At 62.0% G+C, this 22,533-nt stretch carries 25 protein-coding genes and 1 tRNA gene; 15 read left to right on the forward strand and 11 right to left on the reverse strand.

Features of this window, described 5'->3' with window-relative positions; genetic code table 11:
- Positions 1-3: 3 nt before the first annotated feature.
- A complete protein-coding gene (locus tag AFIC_RS06255) occupies positions 4-1,419 on the reverse strand; it encodes a circularly permuted type 2 ATP-grasp protein (RefSeq protein WP_275248283.1) in 1,416 nt (471 codons plus the stop codon).
- A gap of 205 nt (positions 1,420-1,624) precedes the next feature.
- Here AFIC_RS06255 and AFIC_RS06260 point away from each other — a divergent pair, with 205 nt between their 5' ends.
- Entirely contained in the window at positions 1,625-2,371 is a 747-nt protein-coding gene (locus tag AFIC_RS06260) for a competence/damage-inducible protein A (RefSeq protein ID WP_275248284.1), read from the forward strand.
- 132 nt (positions 2,372-2,503) lie between these two features.
- Positions 2,504-3,007 carry a xanthine phosphoribosyltransferase gene (gpt, locus tag AFIC_RS06265; RefSeq protein WP_275248285.1) on the forward strand — a complete coding sequence of 168 codons (504 nt, stop codon included), beginning with the start codon at positions 2,504-2,506 and terminating at the stop codon, positions 3,005-3,007.
- 17 nt (positions 3,008-3,024) lie between these two features.
- Here gpt and AFIC_RS06270 read toward each other — a convergent pair whose 3' ends face one another.
- Positions 3,025-5,094: an ArnT family glycosyltransferase gene (locus AFIC_RS06270; protein WP_275248286.1), complete on the reverse strand. Its 2,070-nt coding sequence runs from the start codon at positions 5,092-5,094 to the stop codon at positions 3,025-3,027.
- A 359-nt stretch (positions 5,095-5,453) separates the two neighbouring features.
- On the opposite strand from AFIC_RS06270, the gene AFIC_RS06275 reads away from it, so the two are divergent.
- Positions 5,454-5,540: transfer RNA gene (locus AFIC_RS06275), tRNA-Leu, on the forward strand.
- A 41-nt stretch (positions 5,541-5,581) separates the two neighbouring features.
- Here AFIC_RS06275 and AFIC_RS06280 read toward each other — a convergent pair.
- Entirely contained in the window at positions 5,582-6,616 is a 1,035-nt protein-coding gene (locus tag AFIC_RS06280) for a PAS domain-containing protein (RefSeq protein ID WP_275248287.1), read from the reverse strand.
- A gap of 280 nt (positions 6,617-6,896) precedes the next feature.
- Here AFIC_RS06280 and AFIC_RS06285 point away from each other — a divergent pair, with 280 nt between their 5' ends.
- Positions 6,897-7,484: a GNAT family N-acetyltransferase gene (locus AFIC_RS06285; protein WP_275248288.1), complete on the forward strand. Its 588-nt coding sequence runs from the start codon at positions 6,897-6,899 to the stop codon at positions 7,482-7,484.
- Positions 7,485-7,607: 123 nt separating this feature from the next.
- Positions 7,608-7,991 (forward strand): twin-arginine translocation pathway signal, encoded by a 384-nt coding sequence (locus AFIC_RS06290; protein ID WP_420833371.1) that lies wholly within the window; start codon positions 7,608-7,610, stop codon positions 7,989-7,991.
- 4 nt (positions 7,992-7,995) lie between these two features.
- On the opposite strand, the gene AFIC_RS06295 is transcribed toward AFIC_RS06290, so the two are convergent.
- Both AFIC_RS06295 and AFIC_RS06300 read right to left on the reverse strand, forming a co-directional pair.
- Entirely contained in the window at positions 7,996-9,177 is a 1,182-nt protein-coding gene (locus tag AFIC_RS06295; protein ID WP_275248289.1) for an FAD-dependent monooxygenase, read from the reverse strand.
- Between the two features lie 6 nt (positions 9,178-9,183).
- On the reverse strand, positions 9,184-9,429 hold the full coding sequence (locus AFIC_RS06300) for a zinc-finger domain-containing protein (RefSeq protein ID WP_009341125.1): 246 nt from the start codon (positions 9,427-9,429) through the stop codon (positions 9,184-9,186).
- Between the two features lie 308 nt (positions 9,430-9,737).
- Here AFIC_RS06300 and AFIC_RS06305 point away from each other — a divergent pair, with 308 nt between their 5' ends.
- The 4 genes from AFIC_RS06305 (at position 9,738) to AFIC_RS06320 (ending at position 12,956) form a co-directional block, all read left to right on the forward strand.
- A complete protein-coding gene (locus tag AFIC_RS06305) occupies positions 9,738-10,871 on the forward strand; it encodes a hypothetical protein (RefSeq protein ID WP_275248290.1) in 1,134 nt (377 codons plus the stop codon).
- A gap of 83 nt (positions 10,872-10,954) precedes the next feature.
- Positions 10,955-11,707: an alpha/beta fold hydrolase gene (locus AFIC_RS06310; RefSeq protein WP_275248291.1), complete on the forward strand. Its 753-nt coding sequence runs from the start codon at positions 10,955-10,957 to the stop codon at positions 11,705-11,707.
- A 96-nt stretch (positions 11,708-11,803) separates the two neighbouring features.
- Positions 11,804-12,628, forward strand: coding sequence for a serine O-acetyltransferase (cysE, locus tag AFIC_RS06315; RefSeq protein ID WP_275248292.1), 825 nt, complete (start codon positions 11,804-11,806; stop codon positions 12,626-12,628).
- 109 nt (positions 12,629-12,737) lie between these two features.
- Positions 12,738-12,956, forward strand: a complete 219-nt coding sequence (locus tag AFIC_RS06320) for a DUF3126 family protein (protein WP_002715299.1) — start codon at positions 12,738-12,740, stop codon at positions 12,954-12,956.
- A 167-nt stretch (positions 12,957-13,123) separates the two neighbouring features.
- Here AFIC_RS06320 and AFIC_RS06325 read toward each other — a convergent pair whose 3' ends face one another.
- Positions 13,124-13,834 (reverse strand): hypothetical protein, encoded by a 711-nt coding sequence (locus AFIC_RS06325; RefSeq protein WP_275248293.1) that lies wholly within the window; start codon positions 13,832-13,834, stop codon positions 13,124-13,126.
- A gap of 219 nt (positions 13,835-14,053) precedes the next feature.
- Between AFIC_RS06325 and AFIC_RS06330 the strand changes: the two genes are divergently transcribed.
- Positions 14,054-14,383, forward strand: coding sequence for a DUF6949 family protein (locus AFIC_RS06330; protein ID WP_275248294.1), 330 nt, complete (start codon positions 14,054-14,056; stop codon positions 14,381-14,383).
- 220 nt (positions 14,384-14,603) lie between these two features.
- Positions 14,604-15,134: a gamma carbonic anhydrase family protein gene (locus AFIC_RS06335; RefSeq protein WP_275248295.1), complete on the forward strand. Its 531-nt coding sequence runs from the start codon at positions 14,604-14,606 to the stop codon at positions 15,132-15,134.
- A 128-nt stretch (positions 15,135-15,262) separates the two neighbouring features.
- Here AFIC_RS06335 and AFIC_RS06340 read toward each other — a convergent pair whose 3' ends face one another.
- The gene (locus AFIC_RS06340) at positions 15,263-15,907 is read right to left on the reverse strand and encodes a transglutaminase-like cysteine peptidase (protein WP_275248296.1); all 645 of its coding nucleotides are present in this window, start codon (positions 15,905-15,907) and stop codon (positions 15,263-15,265) included.
- Between the two features lie 519 nt (positions 15,908-16,426).
- Between AFIC_RS06340 and AFIC_RS06345 the strand changes: the two genes are divergently transcribed.
- Together AFIC_RS06345 and AFIC_RS06350 are read left to right on the forward strand one after the other, a co-directional pair.
- Positions 16,427-16,762, forward strand: a complete 336-nt coding sequence (locus AFIC_RS06345) for a carboxymuconolactone decarboxylase family protein (protein WP_275248297.1) — start codon at positions 16,427-16,429, stop codon at positions 16,760-16,762.
- Between the two features lie 61 nt (positions 16,763-16,823).
- Complete coding sequence (locus AFIC_RS06350) at positions 16,824-17,354, forward strand: GDSL-type esterase/lipase family protein (protein WP_275248298.1); 531 nt, start codon at positions 16,824-16,826, stop codon at positions 17,352-17,354.
- Positions 17,355-17,370: 16 nt separating this feature from the next.
- On the opposite strand, the gene AFIC_RS06355 is transcribed toward AFIC_RS06350, so the two are convergent.
- From AFIC_RS06355 to AFIC_RS06365, 3 genes are all read right to left on the reverse strand, one after another.
- A complete protein-coding gene (locus AFIC_RS06355) occupies positions 17,371-18,000 on the reverse strand; it encodes a hypothetical protein (protein WP_275248299.1) in 630 nt (209 codons plus the stop codon).
- Between the two features lie 151 nt (positions 18,001-18,151).
- On the reverse strand, positions 18,152-18,766 hold the full coding sequence (locus tag AFIC_RS06360; RefSeq protein ID WP_275248300.1) for a PilZ domain-containing protein: 615 nt from the start codon (positions 18,764-18,766) through the stop codon (positions 18,152-18,154).
- Positions 18,767-18,859: 93 nt separating this feature from the next.
- Positions 18,860-19,417: a PAS domain-containing protein gene (locus AFIC_RS06365; protein ID WP_275248301.1), complete on the reverse strand. Its 558-nt coding sequence runs from the start codon at positions 19,415-19,417 to the stop codon at positions 18,860-18,862.
- A 494-nt stretch (positions 19,418-19,911) separates the two neighbouring features.
- On the opposite strand from AFIC_RS06365, the gene AFIC_RS06370 reads away from it, so the two are divergent.
- Positions 19,912-20,724: a rhomboid family intramembrane serine protease gene (locus AFIC_RS06370; protein ID WP_275248302.1), complete on the forward strand. Its 813-nt coding sequence runs from the start codon at positions 19,912-19,914 to the stop codon at positions 20,722-20,724.
- Positions 20,725-20,897: 173 nt separating this feature from the next.
- Positions 20,898-21,326 (forward strand): CBS domain-containing protein, encoded by a 429-nt coding sequence (locus AFIC_RS06375; RefSeq protein ID WP_275248303.1) that lies wholly within the window; start codon positions 20,898-20,900, stop codon positions 21,324-21,326.
- Positions 21,327-21,336: 10 nt separating this feature from the next.
- Here the strand turns inward: AFIC_RS06375 and AFIC_RS06380 are convergent, their stop codons facing one another.
- Entirely contained in the window at positions 21,337-22,359 is a 1,023-nt protein-coding gene (locus tag AFIC_RS06380; protein WP_275248304.1) for a patatin-like phospholipase family protein, read from the reverse strand.
- Positions 22,360-22,533 lie beyond the last annotated feature (174 nt).

Consider the following 22,533-nt stretch of genomic DNA (forward strand, 5'->3'; position numbering starts at 1 on the left):
ATCTCACTCATCCAGCACCCATGTGTCCTTGGTGCCGCCACCCTGGCTCGAATTCACGACCAGCGAACCCTCCTTCAGTGCGACGCGTGTGAGACCGCCAGGCACGACGGTGACGTGGTCTTTGCCGGTGAGGACGAACGGGCGCAGATCGACATGGCGCGGCGCGAGGCCGCTGTCGGTGCAAGTCGGGCAGGTGGAGAGTGCCAGCGTCGGCTGCGCGATGAAATTGTCCGGGTCACGCATGAGTTTCGCGCGGAAATCCTCGATGGCGGATTTTGTCGCAGCGGGACCGATCAGCATGCCGTAGCCGCCGGAGCCATGGACCTCCTTCACCACGAGGTCATGCAGATTGTCGAGAACGTGGCCGAGATCGTCACGCTCGCGGCAGCGCCATGTCGGTACGTTTTTTAGAATCGGTTCTTCGCCGAGATAGAATTTCACGATCTGCGGCATGTAGCTGTAGATCGCCTTGTCGTCGGCAATGCCGGTGCCGACCGCGTTCGCCAGCGTGATGTTGCCGGCCATGTAGGCCGACATCAGGCCCGGCACGCCGAGCGTGGAATCGGGACGGAAGGTAAGGGGATCGAGAAAGTCGTCATCGAGCCGCCGGTAGATCACGTCGACCCGTTTCGGCCCCTCGGTGGTGCGCATGAAGACCTCATCGTTCTTGACGATAAGGTCGCGGCCTTCGACCAGTTCGACGCCGAGCTTGTCGGCGAGAAACGAGTGCTCGTAATAAGCCGAATTGTAAACGCCCGGCGTGAGCAGGGCGATGGTTGGTTCCGTCGAGGCGGCATCCGGCGCGACCGAGCCGAGGGCAGCGAGCAATTCATCCGGATAGCGCTCCACCGGCGCGATGCGATGGCGCGAAAACAGATCCGGAAACAGCCGCATCATGATCTCGCGGTTCTCCAGCATGTAGGAGACGCCGGAGGGGGTGCGGGCGTTGTCTTCCAGCACGATGAAATCATCGTCGTCGGTGCGGATGACGTCGATGCCTGCAACATGCACATAAATGTCGTGCGGCACGTCCTGGCCGTTCATCTCCGGACGGAATACCGGATTCTGGAAAATCAGGTCGGGGGGGATGATGCCCGCGCGCAGAATGTCGCGCGCGTGGTAGATGTCGCTGAGGAACATGTTCAGCGCCTTGACGCGCTGCTTCAGCCCTTTTTCCAGATGTGCCCACTCCTTCGCGGACAGCACGCGGGGGATGACGTCAAACGGGATCAGCCGCTCGGTGGATTCATTATCGCCGTAGACCGCGAAGGTGATGCCGATCCGGCGAAACAGCAGTTCGGCTTCCTCGCGGCGGTATTGCAGCGCTTCGGGCGGCGTTTCCTCCAGCCATTGCGCGAGCTTGTCGTAGGCGGGCCGTATGCCTGCCGGGCCATTCATTTCGTCGAACGCAACTGCCATGTAACCGGTATCTCTTTCGCGGTGGCAAAGAGGACTGGATGACGTAAAGTCATGGTAGCAAGCATCGGGCCAGCCGGTTATGCATGGATTATGGGCGCTCGGATGCCGCATTGCCCGTGAGGCAGGCGCCGGTCTGCTGAACTTTGCGGCAGAGTGACGCCGAAAAGGCAGTCGCGTTTAGCGGCGTCGTTGAGGAAGATGCGAGATGACCGAGATCGTCACGGCTGGCATTCTGGTGATCGGAGATGAAATTCTCTCCGGGCGGACCAAGGACAAGAACATCGGCTTTATCGCCGAATATCTCACCAATCTTGGTATCGACCTGAAAGAGGTCCGCGTGGTCGCCGACGACGAGGACGACATCGTCGCGGCGCTGAACGCGCTGCGCCAGCGGTACGATTATGTGTTCACGACCGGCGGCATCGGTCCGACGCATGACGACATTACCGCCGACAGCGTGGCGAAAGCGTTCGATGTCGGCATCGATCATCATCCCGGCGTGGTGGCGCGGTTCAAGGAGCGCTTCGGTGATACGCTGAACGAAGCGCGGCTGCGGATGGCGCGGATTCCAGACGGGGCGGAACTGATCGAAAGCGCGACGATCCTCGCGCCGGGATTCAAGATCGGCAATGTCGTCGTCATGGCGGGCGTGCCCTCGATCATGCAGGCGATGATGGATATCGTCGCGCCGAAACTGCGGGTCGGCCGTCGCATGCTGTCGGATTCGGTCCGAGCCGACGCCAAGGAGGGCGATATCGGCTCGCCGTTGCGCGAGATCGCGGCCGCTCATCCCGACACCAGCATCGGCAGCTATCCCTACATCAGCGATGACGGAAAGCCGAACACCAATGTCGTGGTGCGCGCGCGCGATCAGGCCAAGCTCGATGCGGCGATGGCGGATGTGAAGGCGATGCTGGCGGCGCTGAATGGCGCGCGGAATCCGGGACAGTGACGAGGGCGAGGCCGTATATTCCCTCGTCATTGCGAGGAGCGCTTGCGACGAAGCAATCCAGCTCTTTCAAATAATGACTGGATTGCTTCGCTGCGCTCGCAATGACGGAAAATTTTACTTTGGAGTCGCGCGATGAATGACGAAGCCGCCCGCAAACCGTTTCCCGTGTCATGGGATCAGTTTCACCGCGACGCCCGCGCGCTGGCGTGGCGCCTGAATGGTGCTGGCCCGTTTCAGGCGCTGGTGGCGGTGACGCGCGGCGGCCTTGTGCCGGCGGCGATCGTGGCGCGCGAGATCGGCATGCGGGTGATCGATACGCTGTGCGTGGCGAGCTACGACCACACCACGCAGGGCGAGATGCAAATCTTGAAGGGGCTGTCGGACGCGGTGGTGAAGCTCGGCGGCGAGGGCGGCAAGGGCCTGCTGATCGTCGATGATCTGGTCGATACCGGGAAGACCGCGCGCGTCGTTCGCCAGATTGCGCCGAAGGCGCATATCGCCGCCGTTTACGCCAAGCCGATGGGAAAACCGCTGGTCGATACCTTCATCACCGAAGTGTCGCAGGACACCTGGATTTTCTTTCCCTGGGACACCGGGCTGTCGTTTCAGCCGCCGATCCGCGACGGCGCGGCGTGAGCGGCAGGTTTAACGTTTCAATCCGTAAACGCCTTGACCTCGTTCAACCCGCCACCCTCGTCATGCCATGAAATGATGCGGATCGTCATCCCGTCAGCCTCCTTATGGAGATCGGGAAATGTCACGTAGGTCCATTTCGGGTATTGGTTCACGGTGAGAGTCCGGGTTGCGAGGATGTCGCTCCCGTTTCGAATCGACACCAACACACGGTCGGCCGCGGCATTGTGTGGCGGGCTGTTTTTTGTGTTGAGGATACCCACCCGCCTGAGTGGGGATGGCTTTGCGAAAGCGACGTCCAGTTCGCCGCCCTGATTTTTGGGAAGCAGCCAGGAATTCCGGCAACCTTCGAAGACGGCGTTGTCATCCACGGCGGCGGGCGGAAAGCCCGGACGGGATGGGCCATCCATTCTGTCGAAAATCACGCGGGATTTATCAAACTCCTTCAGCCGTGACTTTCTCACGAAAAAAGCCGGGCATGTCTTGTCCGGGGCCGTACTGATGTTTTGAAATTCCGACTGCAATTTCGCCGCGAGTTCCGGAAAAGATTGAACGCCTTCCGACGACGGATCGTTAAACCCGAAATAGCGTGGACCCACGAAATCGATCAGGAAAGTTGCCGGCGATTTGTCGAAGTCCTGGATAAATCGTTGTCTGAAATAGGGTCGCAATGGGAGGTCGTAGATCTGGACTTCATTCGTCATGTCGCGCGTGGCGGGGCGGATGTTCGTGTCCAGATAGCACTTTGGATTCCAGCCCCAGCACACGATGGAATCGTCCGGAGTTGCGGAAAGCCAGGACAAAATTTCGGGCGAATGCAGCAGGTCCGGGGAAACATTCTGGGAGCCGTGAATAATTGCCTGGCGCTGATAGAAATATTGGTTCCTGATCGTGGTCGACATCGAGATGATCGACACCAGAACAAGGAGCGGTGACAGGCTCCATAGCGGTCGCGGCCGCCGTGCAAGGGGCAAAAGAATAGCAACCGCTACGATCATGAGCACAACGATCGACGGAATCATGAATTGCAAATAGTGAGGGAAGGTCCTCGCGGGCGTAACCACGGTGATGATTGCCACGGGCACGCTCAGGCCGGCGAGGACCACCAGAAATAGCGTCAGCCGTAGCGGCGTTCGCGCGTCCTTGTATCTTGCGATGACGAAAATCGCGCAGGCGGCAAGCGTGATGCCGACGATCAGATAAGCGCGATGAAGGGGACCTATGATGCGCAGGAGCTTAATGGCAGAAAAATTCGCATCGACGATCAGCGAGCGATGATATTGCTCGATCAACGCGCTTTTGATGAAGTCATCAAAATTGCCCGCGAGACAGACGGGCACAAGTAAAATCGCGGCAGTGGATACGCCGCCGGCGATGACGATGGCCAGTCTTTTGCAGTTGGTTCTCGTGTCGCTGCGTTCGAGCAGGCAGGCGGCGGCGATGGCGAGACAAAGCAGGCCTGTCCAGACGGCGCCCTGAAGTTTCGCGAAAGGGATGGCGCCGGTCATGATCGCGGCGAACCACAGACTTGTCAGGCGCCGATCCTGCATGAATTGCGGGACGAAATAGAGCGTGCCGCAGATCAGGAAGACAGGAAGATGCTCGCTCGAGAATTGCGTAAAATCCGGGTGCTGAACAATAATGTAAAAAAGAGCGGCTGGCGCGACCGCGGCGATCGAAGGCGCTGGCGGCAACAGGAGTCTCGCCAGGCGATATAGAAAATATATCGTCCCCACGGAAAGCATGATCGCGGTCACGCGGCCGGAAAAAAGCGTGGCATCGCCCCCGAAAATATAAGGCCATGTCAGGACCATCGAATTCAGGGGGCCGGAAGTCGTGGGGTCCACGATCCCCCATGTGGTCCACCCGTAAGTCGTCCTCATCGCGCCGGCGGCGAACAGCGCCTCGTCCGGATTGAGAAGATTGGGGGAGACTACGATTGGGAATCGGGCTGCGAGGATCGCGATCGACGTTGACGCCAGAAAGCAGATGCCGATTTTCTTCTCGTGTCCCGATGCTCCATGAAAGCATGTGAGCGCCAATAGTGACGCGGAGTAGAGAGCGACAATGATAAAATAAAAATCGTTCAAGAAAATGCCTTGGCCGCTGCGCGGTATATTTCGACAAGGGATACCAGTCCGCCATTGGTCTGGCGAGGCGTCAATCGGCCTCTTTTGTCCCGATCAGGGCTTCTCCCTCGATGGCGAGCGCGGTGTTTGTCGCCCGGTCACGGTGATATTGCCCGCGATCTTGCGGCGGCCGCCCTGCCGGGGATAGCTCAGGCCGGATTGATCCCGTCCATGCAGTTCATGGGAGGGCCGGTTTGCAGCCCGGAATCCGGCATTGAACACCGCACCGGGGCGTCCGGCGGATACAAATTGCAAAACACGAGGGATGTTTTGCCGGGAGGCCGTTGATTTTCATATCTAAGTATTTGAAAAGAAAGCGTGCGGTCGTGGCGGAACTGGTAGACGCAAGGGACTTAAAATCCCTCGATGGCAACGTCGTGCGGGTTCGATTCCCGCCGACCGCACCAGTTTTTTCAAGCCCCGCTGCCGGAGCGCGCGGCGTCCGTTGCTAGCCCATGGGCAGATGCAGATCGGCGACCAATCCTTCCGCGCGCCACGTGCGATTGATCGCTCCACCCGAGGAGCGCACGATACGATCCACCATTTCGCTGCCGAATCCGCGTGGCTCGGGTGAAGACGAAATGAGCGGGCCGCCGATTTCGATCCAGGTCAGATTGAGTGTTTTTCCCTCCATGCTCCACTGGATCGTGACGCTGCCGTGGTCCGTGCTCAAGGAGCCGTACTTGACCGAGTTTGTCGCCAGTTCATGCAGCAGGAGCGCGAACGTGGTTATGGAGTTGCGGGGGACCGATACCGAACCGCCGACCGCCGTGCATCGGTCGCCATAAGGCTGCATCACCGCCTGAACGACCGCTGCGAGATCGATGGTCGCCGCGTCGGGGTTTCCCTTAATTCCCTGCGCAAAGACCGCATCGGAGGCGCGGGCCAGCGCGCCGAGTTTATCCCGGAGGATTTTAGTGATTGAAACGGAGCTGTCGGGCGCCGCCGCCTCGCGCTCCGAAATGCCGATCAGGCCCGATACGACCGAAAACAGGTTCTTGATGCGATGATGCATCTCGGCGGAAAGGAGTTTTTCGCGCTCGATTGCTTCTTCAAGCTGGTTCTCAAGCTGGGTTTTCGAAGTGATGTCGCGCGACACGCAAAGGATCGACAAAACCTGTCCGGAACCGTCAATGAGGGGAGTAAGCAAATTATCCCAATATCGGATTCCCGTTGGCGAAATGCTCTTGCCGGGGAAGCGGGCGTTTTCCCCGTCGGCGGCCTTTTGCAGAGCTTCCCGGCCCAGTGGATGAACCTCCGGGGGAAGCAATGGAAGCCAGGGCATGCCGAAACCGGAATCCTGCGGAACGCCCAGCGCCTCGCATCCGGCTCTATTCATCGTTAAAACGTGACCATCGGGCGACACGATCTTGATGCAGTCGGGCGTTGCATCCAGCATGGCTTTTTGCAGGTCCGACAAAGGCGATTCAGTTTTGGCATTTGGAAAAATCAAGCGCGTGTAAATTCCTGAAGCGACTTCCATGTCAGTCCTCTGTTCCCATAATAAGGGCTGGCGTAAAAGCAGATACACTTTATTTGTTCCATCGCATGCCATGCGGCGGAACAAATGAATCCTAAGTCAAATATACTTCAGGCACACTGAAGCTACGATGAATACGATGTTTCCCAAACGACAGGTGCAACCTGTGATGCAAGGCACTTAAAAAGATGGGCGTTGGCGGTCGTCAGCCATCGAAGCCCGCAAGCTGATGATCCCGGCCGCGCCGTCCATACGGATATCCACTCTCCAGATCCAACATCATATGACCTCTCAATCCCCGCCTGATCTGATCGGCTCCCATGTTCGCTTGCGCGTGATGCGCGACGACGATGCGCCCGCTCTGGTGCGCGCGGCGGCCGACGGCGAGTTGTGGACTCTCAAGGTGACCGCCGTGCCCTCGGAAGCGACGGTCGCCGCCTACATGAAGACGGCACTCGATGGCGCGAAGGCCGGTACCGTCATTCCTTACGTGATCGAGACCATCGCCACCGGTGAGCCGATCGGCTCGACCCGGTTCTGGAGGCTCGACCGCGCCAACCGGACGGTGGAGATCGGTCACACCTGGATCTCGGCCTCATACCAGCGCACGGCGGTCAACACCGAAATGAAGCTGCTGATGCTGACCCATGCGTTCGAGACGCTGAGCTGCGTCCGGGTGCAGTTCCAGACCGATGAGTTGAACGCGAAGTCCCGCGCGGCGATCGCGCGGCTCGGCGCGAAGGAGGAGGGCATCCTGCGCAACGAGCGGATCATGCCGGACGGGCGCATTCGCAACACCGTGATGTTCTCGATTCTCGATTCCGAATGGCCGGATGTGAAAAGCAAACTCTCCGCCCGGCTGGCGGGGTGAGGCCGCATCGTCTGGAGACTTGTTTCGTAAACTGTCATTGCCGGGTCGAGTTCGCGCATGACGATCATTGCTTCCATTTGACGTAGCCAGGCTTTAGGTTGCGCCAACTCAAGATGTCCGGGAATGACTGAACGCATGCCTCGCCGCACCCAACTCTATCTTGCCGCCGCTTTTCTGTTCGGCTCATGCGGCCTCGCCCAGGCGGCGAGCTTCTTCGTCGATCCCTCTCACTACGCGCTCTACAACTGCGATCAGTTGAACACCGCGCATAAGCAGGTCGGCGCGCGTGTCGCGGAACTGAAGGGTCTGATGGCGAAGGCGGAGACAGGCTTTGCCGGCGCGCTGATGTCGGGCCTTGCGTATCAGAGCGAGTATGTGACGGCGCGCGGCGAACTCGAACAGATCGACGAGAACCGGCAGAAGCTGAATTGCGGTCCGCTGCCGGTCGAAAAGCCGGCGCAGCCGGTTGCGCCCGAGGCGAAGCAAAAGCATCGCAAAAGGCATTAAGCGCCTAAACGCGCCAGCCGTAGAGCCAATCCTGCCGCGCCAGCAGACGCGCGCCGCCGAGCAATTGCATGGTGCGGTCGCGCGCGATTCGTGACGCGCCCTTGAGGTGGTAGATCTGCCCGTTACGGCGTGACGTGCGTTGCACCCGCGCGATGCGTCCGCGCCGCAGGCTTTCATAATTGCGGAATGCGGCGGGCAGATCGTCAGGCTGCTCTTTGATGCAGCTTGCGAGCACGGCCGCGTCCTCGATCGCCATCGCAGCTCCTTGTGCCGCGAACGGCAGCATCGCATGCGACGCGTCCCCGAGCATGACGATATGATCTTTCGCGAACGCGCCGCCGGGCACTTCAAACAGCGCCCATTTGCGCCAGTGCGTGACGGCTTCGATCATCGCGCGCGCGCCGCCGTGCCATGCCGCGAAATGCCGGGCGATCTCCGCGGGGTCGCCGATCTCGTTCCAGCCGGGCCTGCGCCATTGGTCGTGGACGATGGCGACGAGATTGACGTGACCCGCGCCCGCCATCGGGTAGGCGACGAGATGCGCGTCGGAGCCCATCCGCAGTTGCACGCGGCGATGATCGAATCCATCCGGCACGCGCGTGGCGTCGATCATGCCCCGCCATGCGATCCGGCCGCTGAATTGCGCCCGGACCTCGGGGAAAACCTGCCGCCGCACGGCGGACCACGCACCATCGGCACCGATCAGGGCCTGCGCTTGATCCTGCCGCCGCGACATGCTGCGGCGTTGCGTGACGGTGACGCCGGTTTTGTCGCTCGAGACGTCATCGAACTGCCAGCCGAGCCGCAATTCGATGCCCGGCGTATCCAGAACCTTTGCCAGCAGCGCGGCTTGCAGGTCGGGACGATGCAGGAGCCAGTAGGGCGCGCCATGACGCGCGCGAATTTTTTCGCCGAGTGGAATGCGGACGGTTTCCCGGCCGCTTCGCGCATTGACGATGCTGATGGCGTCCGGCGTGACCGCTGCCGCCGACAATCGTTGTTCGAGGCCGAGATCGATCAGGATGCGGCTGGCGTTCGGCGACAGTTGAAGACCGGCGCCGGTTTCCGTGAGGTGTGCCTCGCGCTCGAACAGGATGATGCGGTAGCCGATGCGGTTGAGCGCCAGCGCCGCCGTCAGGCCTCCGATTCCGGCACCCGCGATGGCAAGCGTGCGCGCCGGCGCCACGGCAGATCAGACGACCTTGTCTTCCACCACGCACTGGGGCGGCCGCGCCGCGCCGGGCGCGAGATCGCCCGCGAAGCGGTACAGCGTCGAGCAGTACGGGCAGATGATCTCGTCATCATTGCCGAGATCGAGGAAGACATGCGGATGATCGAATGGCGGGTTGGCGCCAATGCACATGAATTCCCGCGAGCCGATCTCGATGACGCTCACACCTTGGCCATTGTGGAAGTGTGGAACGATATGGTCGGCCATGGGATTTACCTTGGAATTTACCGTGCGGAAGTTGAAAGCGGTTTTGTTCGTGGTTTCAATTCATCAGCGGGCGCGGCGACTTATTACCCGCGGAGTACGCAGTACGCCAGAGGTTCAACGTCGATAACGGCGGATTCGCAACAGAAAATGACGAACTGATGCTTAGATGCCGGAGCCGACTCCATACGCTATTTGCCGCTGCGGAAAGCCCTTCTTTCGGAGGGCCTTCTTTTGGTGCACGACTTTCCATCAGGTGAAATTTTTGCCGCAAAATCGCCTTAGGGTCGGGCACGACACTGGATTTGTGCATGCAATACCGGAAAACAACTGCGGCAATTGGATGCGCCGCTCTCTGCGCGGCTGCATTCGCGTTGCTTATGCCACGGGCGCACACGGCTGCGGCCATCCTCATGGCGCAGGACGATCCCGCGCAATTGTCGGATATCCGTATTGAATCAGCGTTGCCCGAGGAAAACGGCGCCGCGCGGCAGGTCGCGGTCGAGCAACATATCCGGCAGGCGCTCGATGCCGATGACCCGGAGCTCGCCGACAGTTTTATGTCGCTGGCCCGGGGTAAAGGCATAGGTGTTGCTCCGGAGGTGCAAGAGCGTGTCCGCAGCCTACTTGCGGCGCACAATTCGACCCAGGCGGTCGCAGGACGATTCGTGCACGGACTTGTGACCGGCGAGGGCAACGATGGAGCCAGCCTGTCGGGCACGCTGGCGGGCGATCTGTTCGTGCTTGGCGATGTGCGCGACGTCCTGCGCGAGGGCAAGCGGCTGGCGATGGGCGAAGATGCCGACCGGCTCGTGCTGGGGCTGGCAAGTGTCGGCATCGCGGTGACGGCGGCGACTTACGTTTCGGTCGCGGGCGTGGCACCTCTGCGCGCCGGACTGACGCTCGTGAAGGATGCGCGCAAGGTCGGCCGCCTCGGTGCGGGCCTGACCGAATGGACAGGGCGTGCGGTGCGCAGTGCGGTCGATACGCCTGCGCTGACCGAGGCCGTTCAGCACGCCTCGCTCATGCGGCCCGCGCAAAGCGTCGGCGCGCTGAAGGCGGCGTTCAAGGCTGAGAAGGCGGGCGCGCTCGTGCGCCTTGCCAAGGATACCGGCCGCGTCAGCGAGAAGATCGGCGCCAGAGGCACGCTTGACGTGCTGCGCATCGCCGATGGCCCGCAGGATGTCGCGCGCGCGGCAAGGCTTGTGGAATCCAAGGGCAAGGAGACCCGCGCGATCATCAAGCTGATCGGGCGCGGTGCGCTGCTGCTTGCCAGCGGCGCGTTCAACCTCGCCTGGTGGGTGTTTGCCGCGCTGATCGCGCTTGTTGGTTTCCTCGCCTCGATCAAATCCACCACCGAACGGCTGACGTTTGCGTGGCTCGCCCGCCGCAAACGCAAAAAAGCCCGCGATGCAATCGCGCTGGCGCAAGCCACATCTGCATAAATCGCCGGGCGTCAGGCACTGGCCATGCCGCCGCGACGCGGTTAGAACGGCGGCCGTTTGGTTCCCTTACACTGGAATTTGTCATGCTGAGCTTCCACAACGGCTCCGTCGAGATTGCCTTTATCGATGAAGGCGAGGGCGAGCCCATCTTTCTCGTTCACGGCTTCGGTTCGACCGCGGGCACCAACTGGGTCTACCCCGGCTGGGTCTCGGCGCTGACGAAAGCGGGGCGGCGCGTGGTCGCGCTCGACAATCGCGGGCACGGCGCCTCAACCAAGCTCTACGATCGCGCGGACTACTCGCTCGATATCATGGCCGGCGACGTGCGCGCGCTGATGGATCATCTCGACATCGAGCGCGCCGACATCATGGGCTATTCGCTCGGCTCGCGCATTTCGTGCAGGGTGGCGCTGCATCATCCCGAGCGGCTGCGTTCGCTGGTCATCGGCGGCCTCGGCTATGGCCTGATCGAGGGCGGCGGTCCCGGCGAGGACGTGGCATTGGCGCTGGAAGCACCGTCGCTTGATGATGTGACCGATCCGATGGGCCGCATGTTCCGCGCTTTCGCCGACCAGACCCGTTCCGATCGCCGCGCGCTGGTGGCGTGCCTGCGCGGCTCGCGGCAATGGCTGACACCGGAGCAGGCGGCTTCGATCACATTGCCGACGCTGATCGCGGTGGGCACCAAGGACGATGTCGGCGGCTCGGCACAGAAGCTGCACGAGATTATGACCCACGCCGAAGTGCTTGATATTCCGGACCGCGATCACATGCGGGCGGTGGGCGACCGGGTTTACAAGGAGGGTGTGCTGGCCTTCCTGGCCCGGCAGGGCTGAGGAGAATATTATCCGTATTGCCACAAGGGTGGGATTGCGGCCTCCACGATGCCCATTATGTGGTAATCTCCCGAGCCCGGAAGCTGGAAGATGCCTATGGCCAAAATTAACGCCGATCCGAAAGCCGCCCTCTCGACGGTCGATCCGGTCTGGACGCGCATTCGCGACGAGGCCGAGGAGGTCACGCGCCGCGAGCCGGAGCTTGCCACCTTCCTCTATTCGTCGGTGCTGCATCACGACCGGCTGGAGGCTGCGGTGGTGCATCGCATCTCCGAGCGTCTCGATCATGCTGCCCTGTCGGCGGGCCTGATCCGGCAAGCCTTCAACGAGGCGCTTCGCGACGATCCCGATATCGGTAACGCCTTCCGCGCCGATCTCGTCGCCGTCTACGACCGCGACCCCGCGACCTCGCGCTTCATCGATCCGCTTCTCTACTTCAAGGGCTTTCACGCCATTCAGGCGCATCGCCTTGCGCACTGGCTCTACAAGCAGGGCCGCAAGGATTTCGCCTATTACATCCAGAGCCAGTCGTCGTCGGTGTTCCAGACCGACATCAATCCGGCGGCGCGGATCGGGCGCGGCATTTTCCTCGATCATGCGACGGGCTTCGTGGTCGGCGAGACTGCGGTGATCGAGGACGACGTCTCGATCCTGCACGATGTCACGCTCGGCGGCACCGGCAAGGAGAACGAGGATCGTCATCCGAAAATCCGCCGTGGCGTGATGATCGGCGCGGGCGCGAAGATCCTCGGCAATATCGAGATCGGGCATTGCGCGCGCATCGCGGCGGGCTCGGTCGTCGTCAAGCCGGTGCCGAACAATGTCACGGTCGCGGGCGTGCCCGCGCGCGTCGTGGGCGAGGCGGGCTGCTCCGAGCCTTCGCGCACGATGGACCAGATGCTCAACGCAACCGGCCTGTAAAGCCTTCTCTGCTATTGGCTGATGACGCGCGCTGCGCTATTGGCGTGTGAGATACCTCGCGCTAGGTTCGGCCGCGCGTGGGCAAAGATCATCATTATTGGAGACTGCCGTGGACGTTACCGAAGTCAGAAAACTCGACGCTTATCTCAAGCGCACGTTCGGCAATCCGAAGATCCGCGTCGTGCCGCGTCCGAAAAAGGACGACTCCGCCGAGGTCTACATCGGCGAGGAATTCATCGGCGTGTTGTTCGTCGATGACGAGGACGACGATCGCTCGTATCAGTTCCAGATGGCGATCCTCGAGGACGACCTCGTCGAAGAGGATTAAGTTCTTCTCATCATGAAACGGTGCGATGGCCGGGCTTGTCCCGGCCATTTTCGTGCCAGCATCCGTCATTGCGAGCGAAGCGAAGCAATCCAGTCTGATTTTACCGATCAAGAATGACTGGATTGCTTCGTCGCTTGCGCTCCTCGCAATGACGCGGGGGATTCAGCCTACTTCCCCGGCCCCTGAAGCTGATCGGAGAGTTTGTCCATCGCATCCGCGACATCGCGCCAGTGTGCGAGCCACGCGCGCGGAAAGCGGAAGTTGAGATCGGCGTCGCCGATCCGGCGTTCGCTCAGGCACATGCCCGGCGTCTGCGCATCGCGCGAGCAGCGCGCGGTGAAGCTCTCGCCATCGGCCATGAACAGGTCTTCGCCCGCGTAAGGCGTGCCGGCGCGGAAGGCCTGCACCATCAGCGTATCCTCGACGGTCGATGCCTCCGATTCCAGATAGCGCGGATAGATCGTCTTGGCGCGCTCCTGCGGCGATACCGCGCCGTGATGGGCGATGATGGAAACGAAAATACGGTCGATCGGTTCGGCCTTCGATGCGGCTTCCGCTTCGGCCTCGGCGGCGGTGATGTGCTTCTGCGCGGTCGGCGGCTTGAGCGAGGGATACAGGAAGGAGAGATCGACGCGCTCCTGCGGGCCGGTGCGCTTCTGCAATTTCACCCGGATTGCCGCGGTCGGCACGTTGAACAGCGTGTGGTCGATCGTGATCGGCAGCGTACCGGGTTCGCTGGCGGATTGTTGCCGCTGCCAGGTCGGTTGCAGCAGGTAGACGACCGAGGCGAGAGCGGCGGAGCCGATCACGATGGAGACGAGGATAGGAAGATAGGGATTGTGGCGTTTGCGGGCGCGGGGCGGCAGAGGGGCAGCCATGGTGGAGCGGGTTCCAGAGCGTTTCGAATCGCGGACGTCGCGGCGAATATGGTCATGTCATAGAGCGGCTTATGTGGCGATGGCGAGGCCTGCGAAGGCTCTCACGCGGTGTTTTTGCGGATATCCCGGCGGGGCGAATTAACCCTTTTTTAAGGATAAAGTGGCGGCGGCGTCAGGGTTCTGCGAAAGCGGAGGCCACCTCTTGCGTGGGGCCTCACGATGTCGCCGGATACCCTGAATTCCTTCTTCTCACTGATGATCGGGTTTGCCTTCGCGGGCGCGCTGGCGAGCGGCTATCAGGCTTTCGTGGACCGACCCGCAGGTTTCGGCATTCTGGAACGGAGCGCCGCGCCGCGCGCGGTGATGACCGTGCCGTTTCTGGTATTCGCGGCGCCCTTCATCATCATGCGCAACACCATCCGAGGGCGGCGGATCGAAAATCGCCACATCGCATTCGTGATGATGGCGACCGTGATCGCCGGTATCTGGAGCCTGATGTCCGGCACCTGCGTGGTGATGTTCCTGCAAGCGGCCGGCATCGTCGCGTAAGCGAGCCTCGCATCCGTTTTTCGTTCGTGGCATGGTCGTCTCCCTCAGGAGACTAGGACCGCTGATTTGAAGTCCCTACATCGCTTCGGCAATCTCGTTACAGGGACTTCAAATCGAAAGCGGTACTAGAATCATAGTTTTGCTAGTACCCTTTGCTTTCCGAAGTTCGTTGAAGGCGGGTGTTGCGACGTATAGCGAACTTCGGAAAGCGGGTACTAGAATGGCTACTTACGAACTCGACGGCGTCAGGCCGCAACTTCCCGCCGACGGCGACTATTTCATCGCGGAATCCGCCGAGGTGATCGGCAATGTCCGGTTGCAAAAAGGCGCGAGCGTCTGGTTCGGCAGCGTGATCCGCGGCGATAACGAGCTGATCGACATCGGCGAAGGTTCCAGCGTTCAGGACAATTGCACTTTCCACACCGATCCGGGCTTTCCGATCACGATGGGAAAGAACGTCTCGGTCGGTCACAACGCCATCTTGCACGGCTGCACCATCGGCGAGGGCGCGCTGGTCGGCATGGGCGCGATCGTGATGAACGGCGCGAAGATCGGCAGGGAAAGCGTCGTCGGCGCGGGCGCGCTGGTGCCGGAAGGCAAGGAATTTCCCGAGCGCTCATTGATCGTGGGTTCGCCCGCGCGCGTCGTGCGGACGCTGACGGAGGAGCAGGTGAAAATCCTCACCCGCGCCGCGCCGCATTACGTCAAGAACAGCAGGCGCTTCAAGGCGGGTCTTAAGAAGATCGGCTGAACCGAACGCCGCGTCTCATGCCTCGGGCCCAAAAAGGTGCGGCCAGCTTCCGGGGAAGAAGCTGGCCGCGCGCGAACCGGTCTCGGACGGGGAGGGGTGGGGATGTGACCGGGACGCGAGAGGAAACCTCAGTTTGACGTTGCGGTGACGACAGCCGGGCGGTTGTCGCCGAGCGAGACCCACACATTCGGATCGGTCTGCGACTGGCGTTTGACAAAGCGGTAGCCGGTGTCGGTCCAGGCCACGACATCCTCGTTCTGGTTGTCGAGGATGAACTCGCCCTTGTCGGACTTCACCGTCAGCACGGCATGGCCTTCGCCCTTGCGGTCGCGCACCACCGTGACGAGCAGCGCCTCGCGCGGCCAGCCGGCGTCGATCAGCATCTTGCGCTTCATCAGGACGTAATCCTCGCAGTCGCCGTATCCGTCGGTCGGATACGACCACTTCTCGACGACGCCCCAATGCTCCATGTCGGTCATCGGCTTGACGTTTTCGTTGACCCAGTGATTGACGCGGGTGAGATCTTTCCATGCGGTCTGCGTCATGACGATGTCGCGGGCCTGCGTGGGGCCGCCCTTGCAGTCGGCGGCATTCTCGGCGCAGAACTCGATCCAGCCGATCGGCGCGCGGGCGGTGTCGCCGAGGCTTGCATAAAGAACGTGGCTCTGCGGCGCGGCCGGAGCGATCCGGCTTGCGGCCTGCGAAGCATCTGTGAAACCTGCCAGCCCGGCGACGACCGCCAGACATGCACCCCATCCACGAATTGACACCATTGTGGTCCCCGTTTTTTTGTTGGGGCCACTGTGGCAGCGAGGCTTTGCGCCGCGGCTAAACCGCGTCGCGGCAATTGACTGAAATGATCGTCAAATCAAAGGCTTGTTTGAATCAATATCGATTCAAATAAAGCTCAAATTTGAAATATCCGGATTTGATTCAAATTGTATCGATTGACCGCCAAGCGTTTGAATTCTCACGCGTTGCCTCTGCGAACCAAGGCTCCGCGAGAGCTTGAAGAGTGGTCTGAAAGTGGATGGGGCGGGATTTCCGGAGGCGATGAGCGTCCCGGCCGGTGGCGATGGTGAGAAAGCGCTAACCGCGTGGCTTTACCCGGCGGTGACGCTAACGAGAAGCGGCTTGCGGCACGTGTCCTGATGCGGCGGTTTAGGTCCATCGATTCAACTGACGTCATGCATCGGGAAGGGCGATGCGCCGCTGCGGCGTAAGTCTTTGGGTCGCGCAGGTTGGGGTCTACGATGAGGCCCGCATAGGATTGCCGCACAGGAGAAATATCGATGTCCGATGGAATGTATCCAACCTCGACCGCTGAATACGGGAAGATGCGCCGCGAGCTCACGCCAGAAACCGAGGCGGCTTTTCAGGCTTTCAGCCAGCAGGTGTTTGCCGAAGGCGCGTTGCCGGTGAAGATGAAGCAGCTCATTGCCGTGGCCGTGGCGCATGTCACGCAATGTCCTTATTGCATCAAGGGTCATACCAAGGCCGCCATACGCCACGGCGCGACGCGGCAGGAACTGATGGAAGCGATCTGGGTTGCCGCCGAAATGCGCGCCGGAGGCGCCTATGCGCATTCGGCGCTTGCGCTCGAGGAGGCGAAAGCCGCCGCCGGTTAGGCGCCTTTACGGTTTTTCCGGCGCGACGTAGCATTCGCGGCGGGGAAGAGGGAGGCCGTCCATGAAGGGTTGGGCTTTGGGAATGGCGGCGGCGATGCTGTTTGCATGCGCCGCGCAGGCCGCCGAGGTGAATATCGTGGCGCTGGGCGCGAGCAACACCTACGGTTCGGGGCGGGGACGCACCAACGGAGGCGTGCCCTCGTCGCAGGCTTATCCGGCGCAATTGCAAAGGCTGCTTGCGGCCAGGGGCGTGTCCGCGCATGTCGCCAATGCCGGGATTCCCGGCGACACCACGGGCGGGATGCTGGCGCGGCTGAGTTCCGCCGTGCCGAACGGAACGTCGATCGTCATTCTCCAGCCGGGCGGCAACGATGCGCGGCGCGGGCAAGGCGCTTCACGGCAAGGCAACATCGCGCAGATCAGGCAACGGCTGGCGGCCCGCCACATCAAGGTGATCATGCTCGGCCATCTCGGGCAGATCGCGCCGAAAAATACCCGCGATCCCGATGGCCAGCATTTCAATGCGCAGGGGCACGCGGCATTCGCGGCCTGGCTCGCGCCGCAGGTGATGGCCGCCGCACGCGGACAATAGCGAGCGGCGAAGCATCTCAGGCGGCTTCGGCCGTCCATGCGTCGACCTGAACCAGTGCCGGATCGTCGGCGTGCCGGATCAGCATCCGCTCGACGCGATCCTGCCAGAGTGCCGCGAAGCGCGCCTGCTCATCCGCGCTGGCCTGTTCGGCGACGACTCGCGGAAACACCGTCTGCATCTCGGGGGCTGCCGGCACCGCGCCGATGTTGAGGTCGAGGATGACGCCGCGCCCGTTATCCGTGCGCCGCAGGGCCATCAGGCCGCCGATCGGGGCCTCGAAATGCTGAAGGTTGCGGCGCGCGAAACGGCTTTTCGCGCCGATGCCGCCGAAGCCGGTTTCCGGGGCCGCCCCGGTCAGGAGCGTCGCGACGGCGGCAATGACGCCGGTGGTGCCTTCATCGCGCGGGTCGCGCAGATAAACCTCGATGCCGCCGCGCGCGGGCATCTCGTCGCCATAGAGCGCGTGCAGGCCTGCGCGTATCATCAGATAGGCGCCTGCGACGGTGGGGCAGGAATGGCCCGCGAGTTTCACGGCATCGGCATAGGTGTAGGTGATGACGCCATCATCCGAAGCGCCGAGAAAGACGGCCAGAGGATCGCGCAGCATGATCGCCGGGACATCGGCGAAGAAGGAAGGAAAGCCCATCGCATTCTCCGGGGGCATGTCAGGCCGCGCTCGATTGAGCGAAGCGTGGAAATAATATACATTTATAATGAATGTTTATTCCGCCGGCAATAAGGCGGCATCGCTGTCGGGCATGAATTGTCCGGATGGCATCCTGCGGTGCGGGAAAGGTCTAGTCCCGCGCGGTGACGTTGTCCTCGACGGTTTCAAGCACCTGCGGGTGGTTGAACTCGATGGCGAAGCCTTCCTCGATATGCCGGACGACGCGCGCGGCGACGCGGCCGAGCATGACGTGGCTGCCGACCTCAGGGCGCGTTTGGCCGGACAGCGCCGCGCCGGAGAGCGACAGGTCGATGATGCGGCATTGCATCTCGCCGCCGCTTTCGAGCTTGAGCCAACCCATCGCGTTGCGCGGCACGATGCGGTCGTGGCGGCGATCTTCCGGCAGGTTGAGGATTTCGCGGTTGGCAAGCCAAGTGAGCTGGGCCGCGAGCTTCTCGCGCTTGCGCGGCGTGGCACTCACGGTCATGGCGAAGCCGTTGTCGAGCAGGCGGGTGATCTTGCCCTCGACGCGGCCGATATGATCGAGATAGGCGACGACCCGCTCGCCGATATTGCCGATGCCCGGCGCCAGCAGCGCGAGGCCGCCGGGAGACATATTGATGGCCTGACAGGGATATTCGCGCCGGTCCGCGAGCATGTAGCGGCCGAGCAGGTGAATTTTCACCCGCTGAAACCGCCGCCGTTCCTCAGCCTGTGGCTGAAATTTTCTCTGCACAAACGCCATCGCCACGTCCGGACACGGTAAGAGCGAACCATATCGGCGTCAGGGTTAATGCGGAGTTAGCGATCCGAGGCCGAGGCGGAGGGGATGGTGCGGCTAGCGCAGGCCCTCATAGACCATGAAGCCGCGCGCGATTTCCAGCTTGCGCAGCATGCGCGGTCCGCGCGGCGTGACCTCGGGTTCGAGATGGCGCCATGAGGTGAGGCCGAACCGCGACAGCGTGCCGGGGGCCTCCGCCAGCGTTGCCATCTGACCGGTGAGGCTGAGCGGTGTATGGGCGCGGGGGCTGAAGGGCAGGAGCAACAGTTCGAAATGCACGAGGCCGCCCTCGCTGGTCGCCGCCGTGACGCCCGCGACCGTCGGCATGGTTTCCTCGGCGACGATGCCGAGCAGATCCTCGATCTCGCGATGCGCCTCGCCTGTGAACAGCGCCGAAAAACTTTCGCCCTTCACGTCGCGGCCAAGGCGGGCGCAAATCCGCGTGCCGGCGACGCGGAACGGGTATCCGGCGGCGGGATCGTAGGCGAGCACGAAGATGTCGCCGAGCAGATGCCGCACCGGCTCCGGCGCAAGGCCGCTGCGGTCCGGAGCCGCCGATGTGCCCCGGGCCTTGTCCCAGTATGCGAAGAATTCCCGGTTCGACGGATGCTTCACTCTAATCACCCACCCGGCAGGTCCAGACACGGGACAGTTGTGTCCCGAGCCAGCACGCTGCGCGGCCCTTGGCTGTTGTGCGCAAGGATCGTTGCAGCGTCCATGCCGAAGGGCGGAATGGGAGGGGTTAAGACCTGGTTTGTGTTGTTAAGGTAAATTTAACTATGAAGTTGAGGCCGGACGGGAACCCGCTAGTATGTATCTACTCCATACGGCGACGGTTTCTCCCAAGAGCCGCAGCCGGGTCCAGAGGTCGAATGAAGTTGAATAACGGGTGGCAATAGATCGGCCATCGCGCGGGGAGGGGTGGGGATTTCCTTCGCGAAAGGCTGTCATTGATCAAGGGAGGACCTGTCCGGTCCTCCCTTTTTCATTTTCGGTGCGGGATGACGGCTTTTTCACCCCGGACGGACACAGGCCGCTTGCGCTGCGGCGCAAAAGCCGTATTTCAGGGATTGGCTGGCCCGGTTCGTTCCCGATCCGGCGGCTTCTGGATGACACCATTGCTGGCACCTCCCGAACGCGCCCACGAACCCATTCTGACGCTGCCGCGTCCGATGACGCTCCTGCTCGCGATCCTGTTCGGGATTCATATCGTGCGGATGCTGCTGCCAGCGGCCTTGGATCAGGAAATCATCTGGGTGTTCGGCTTCGTGCCCGCGCGCTACGAAACCACATTGATGGCCGAGCAGATTCCGGGCGGGATCGGCGCAAGCATCTGGAGTTTCCTCACTTATTCGCTGCTGCACGCGGACCTCACCCATATCGGCTTCAACATGCTGTGGATGCTGCCGTTCGGCAGCGCGCTGGCGCGGCGCTTCGGCGGGGTGCGGTTTTTCGTCTTCCTCGCCATCACCGCGGTGGCCGGGGCATTGGCGCATCTGCTGACGCATGCCCATGAACTGGCGCCGATGATCGGCGCATCCGCGGCCGTGTCCGGCACCATGGCCGCCTCGCTGCGTTTTGCATTCCAGCGCGGCAGCTTCCTGTCATTTCGTCGCACCCCCGATGCCGATGCGGCCGCGCGCATCCCGGCGCTGCCCTTGTTGCGGGCGCTGCGCAACGGGCGGGTGCTCACTTTTCTCGGAATCTGGTTCGTCATGAACCTGTTCACCGGGCTTGGCGCCATCGAGATCGGCACTCAGGGACAAAGTATCGCATGGCAGGCGCATGTCGGCGGTTTCCTGGCCGGCCTTTTGTTGTTCTCGCTGTTCGATCCCGTGCCGCGCGGCGACAACGAGGATGCGCCGGAATTGTCGCCGGCCGATATTTCACCCGAGGAAAACCTGTCCTCTCGCGACGTCTGATTCGATTTTTCTTTTCCTTGCAGCCCTACCTGCATTGATCCATCATTCATGGGTCAATACCGGGCTGCCCTGCGCCGGTGGTGCAACCAAATTGCCGCCGCGTGAGTTGTTCCCGGCTGGACGAGATCGCACGATCAGAATGCGATCGCATCACTTTATGGGAGGCGCTGGCAATGACGGTTCAGGCAATTCTCGGTACCAAGGGATTCGAAGTCATCAGCATCCAGGCGGATGTTAAGATGTCCGATGCGATCCGGCTCTTGAGCGAACGCCATATCGGCGCGGTGCTGGTGATGGATGGCCATCATATCGAAGGCATTCTGTCCGAGCGCGACGTGGTGCGCGTGCTCGGCCAATATGGCGCGAAAGTGCTGGATTTGCCCGTCAGCGAAGCCATGACGCGCAAAGTCGTCACCTGCCGCCGCGCCGACACCGCCGCCTCGATCATGGAAAAGATGACGAACGGCAAATTCCGCCATCTGCCGGTGGTCGAGAACGAGCATGTCGTCGGCCTGATTTCGATCGGCGACATCGTGAAATGGCGCGTCAGGGAATACGAGCGGGAGCAGGAGGCTCTGCGCGATTATATCAAGACGGCTTGAGGTTTCGTCTTTACGGCGGGGCCTGCTGCGCGGTGCCGGGCGGCTGGCTTGCCGTCGGCGTCAGCATGTTGATCGCTTCCTGAATCGATTCGATGGCGCGTTCTGTGGCGCGCTCGCCATGCGCGATGCATTCCTCCGCGCGGTGGAAATCGAACCATCCGATCCGACCGACGCGGGGGGAGATCAGCACGTCCGGCGGATCGCCCGCGAGGCGTGCGCGGGTGATGCGGTCCTGCATGATGTTGAAGGCGTCCACCATCACGGTGGAAATGCCGGGGCGGCCGGGAGCGCCGAAGAATTCGCGTTTCATGGTCTTCTCGGCGGAGAAGAATCCAAACCGTTTTCTTTCCGGAGGAGGCTCGGGCACCACGGCGTCTTCCGGCGTTCCGTGCGATACGATCGTGCCATGACCGGTGATGTCGGTGGAGACGTTGCAGGCGATCACGATCTCGGCGCCCATCGCGCGCGCCGCCGATACCGGCACCGGATTGACCAGTGCGCCGTCCACCAGCCAGCGATCGCCGATCAGGATCGAAGCGAAAATACCGGGCAGCGCGTAGGACGCGCGCATCGCATCGACCAGCCTGCCGTGGTTGAGCCAGATCTCGTGGCCGGTTTTCACTTCGGTTGCGACGGCCACATATTTCAGCGGCAATTCCTCGATAGTGATCCGTCCGAAGGTGGCGTCGAGTTGCGCCGCGAGCTTGTCGCCGCCGATCAGGCCGGAGCCGTTCAGGCGGATGTCGAGATAGCCGAACACGCTGCGCGGCACGAGATGCCGTGCCCATGCCTCGAACGTATCGAGATGACCGGCCGCGTAGGAGCCTCCCACCACCGCGCCGATCGAGGTGCCGACGATGATGTCGGGAATGATGCCGTTGGCGATCAGGGTGCGCAGGATTCCGATATGGGCAAAGCCGCGCGCCGCGCCGCCGCCGAGAGCGAGGCCGATTTTGGGCCGGCGTGGAGCAGGGGGCGTGTCCTTGTCGTCGGCCCCGATGGCCTGGCCGATCCCTTTTAAGACTTCGAGCAACCCGGAGCCTCCCGGTAATGGATAGTGGCTCTCCGGCGCGGTTTTCCCGCCTTGGGCGGGCCGGATGGAGAACATGCGGTGGTTATTGCCGGAATGTGACTGAAGCGGGACGTTTTATCCAGATATCTTCTGCGCCGGAGCCCTTTCCGCCGCCCCCTGGGCGGGTCTGGAGGC

It is taken from the genome of [Pseudomonas] carboxydohydrogena (assembly GCF_029030725.1).
Taxonomy (GTDB): domain Bacteria; phylum Pseudomonadota; class Alphaproteobacteria; order Rhizobiales; family Xanthobacteraceae; genus Afipia; species Afipia carboxydohydrogena.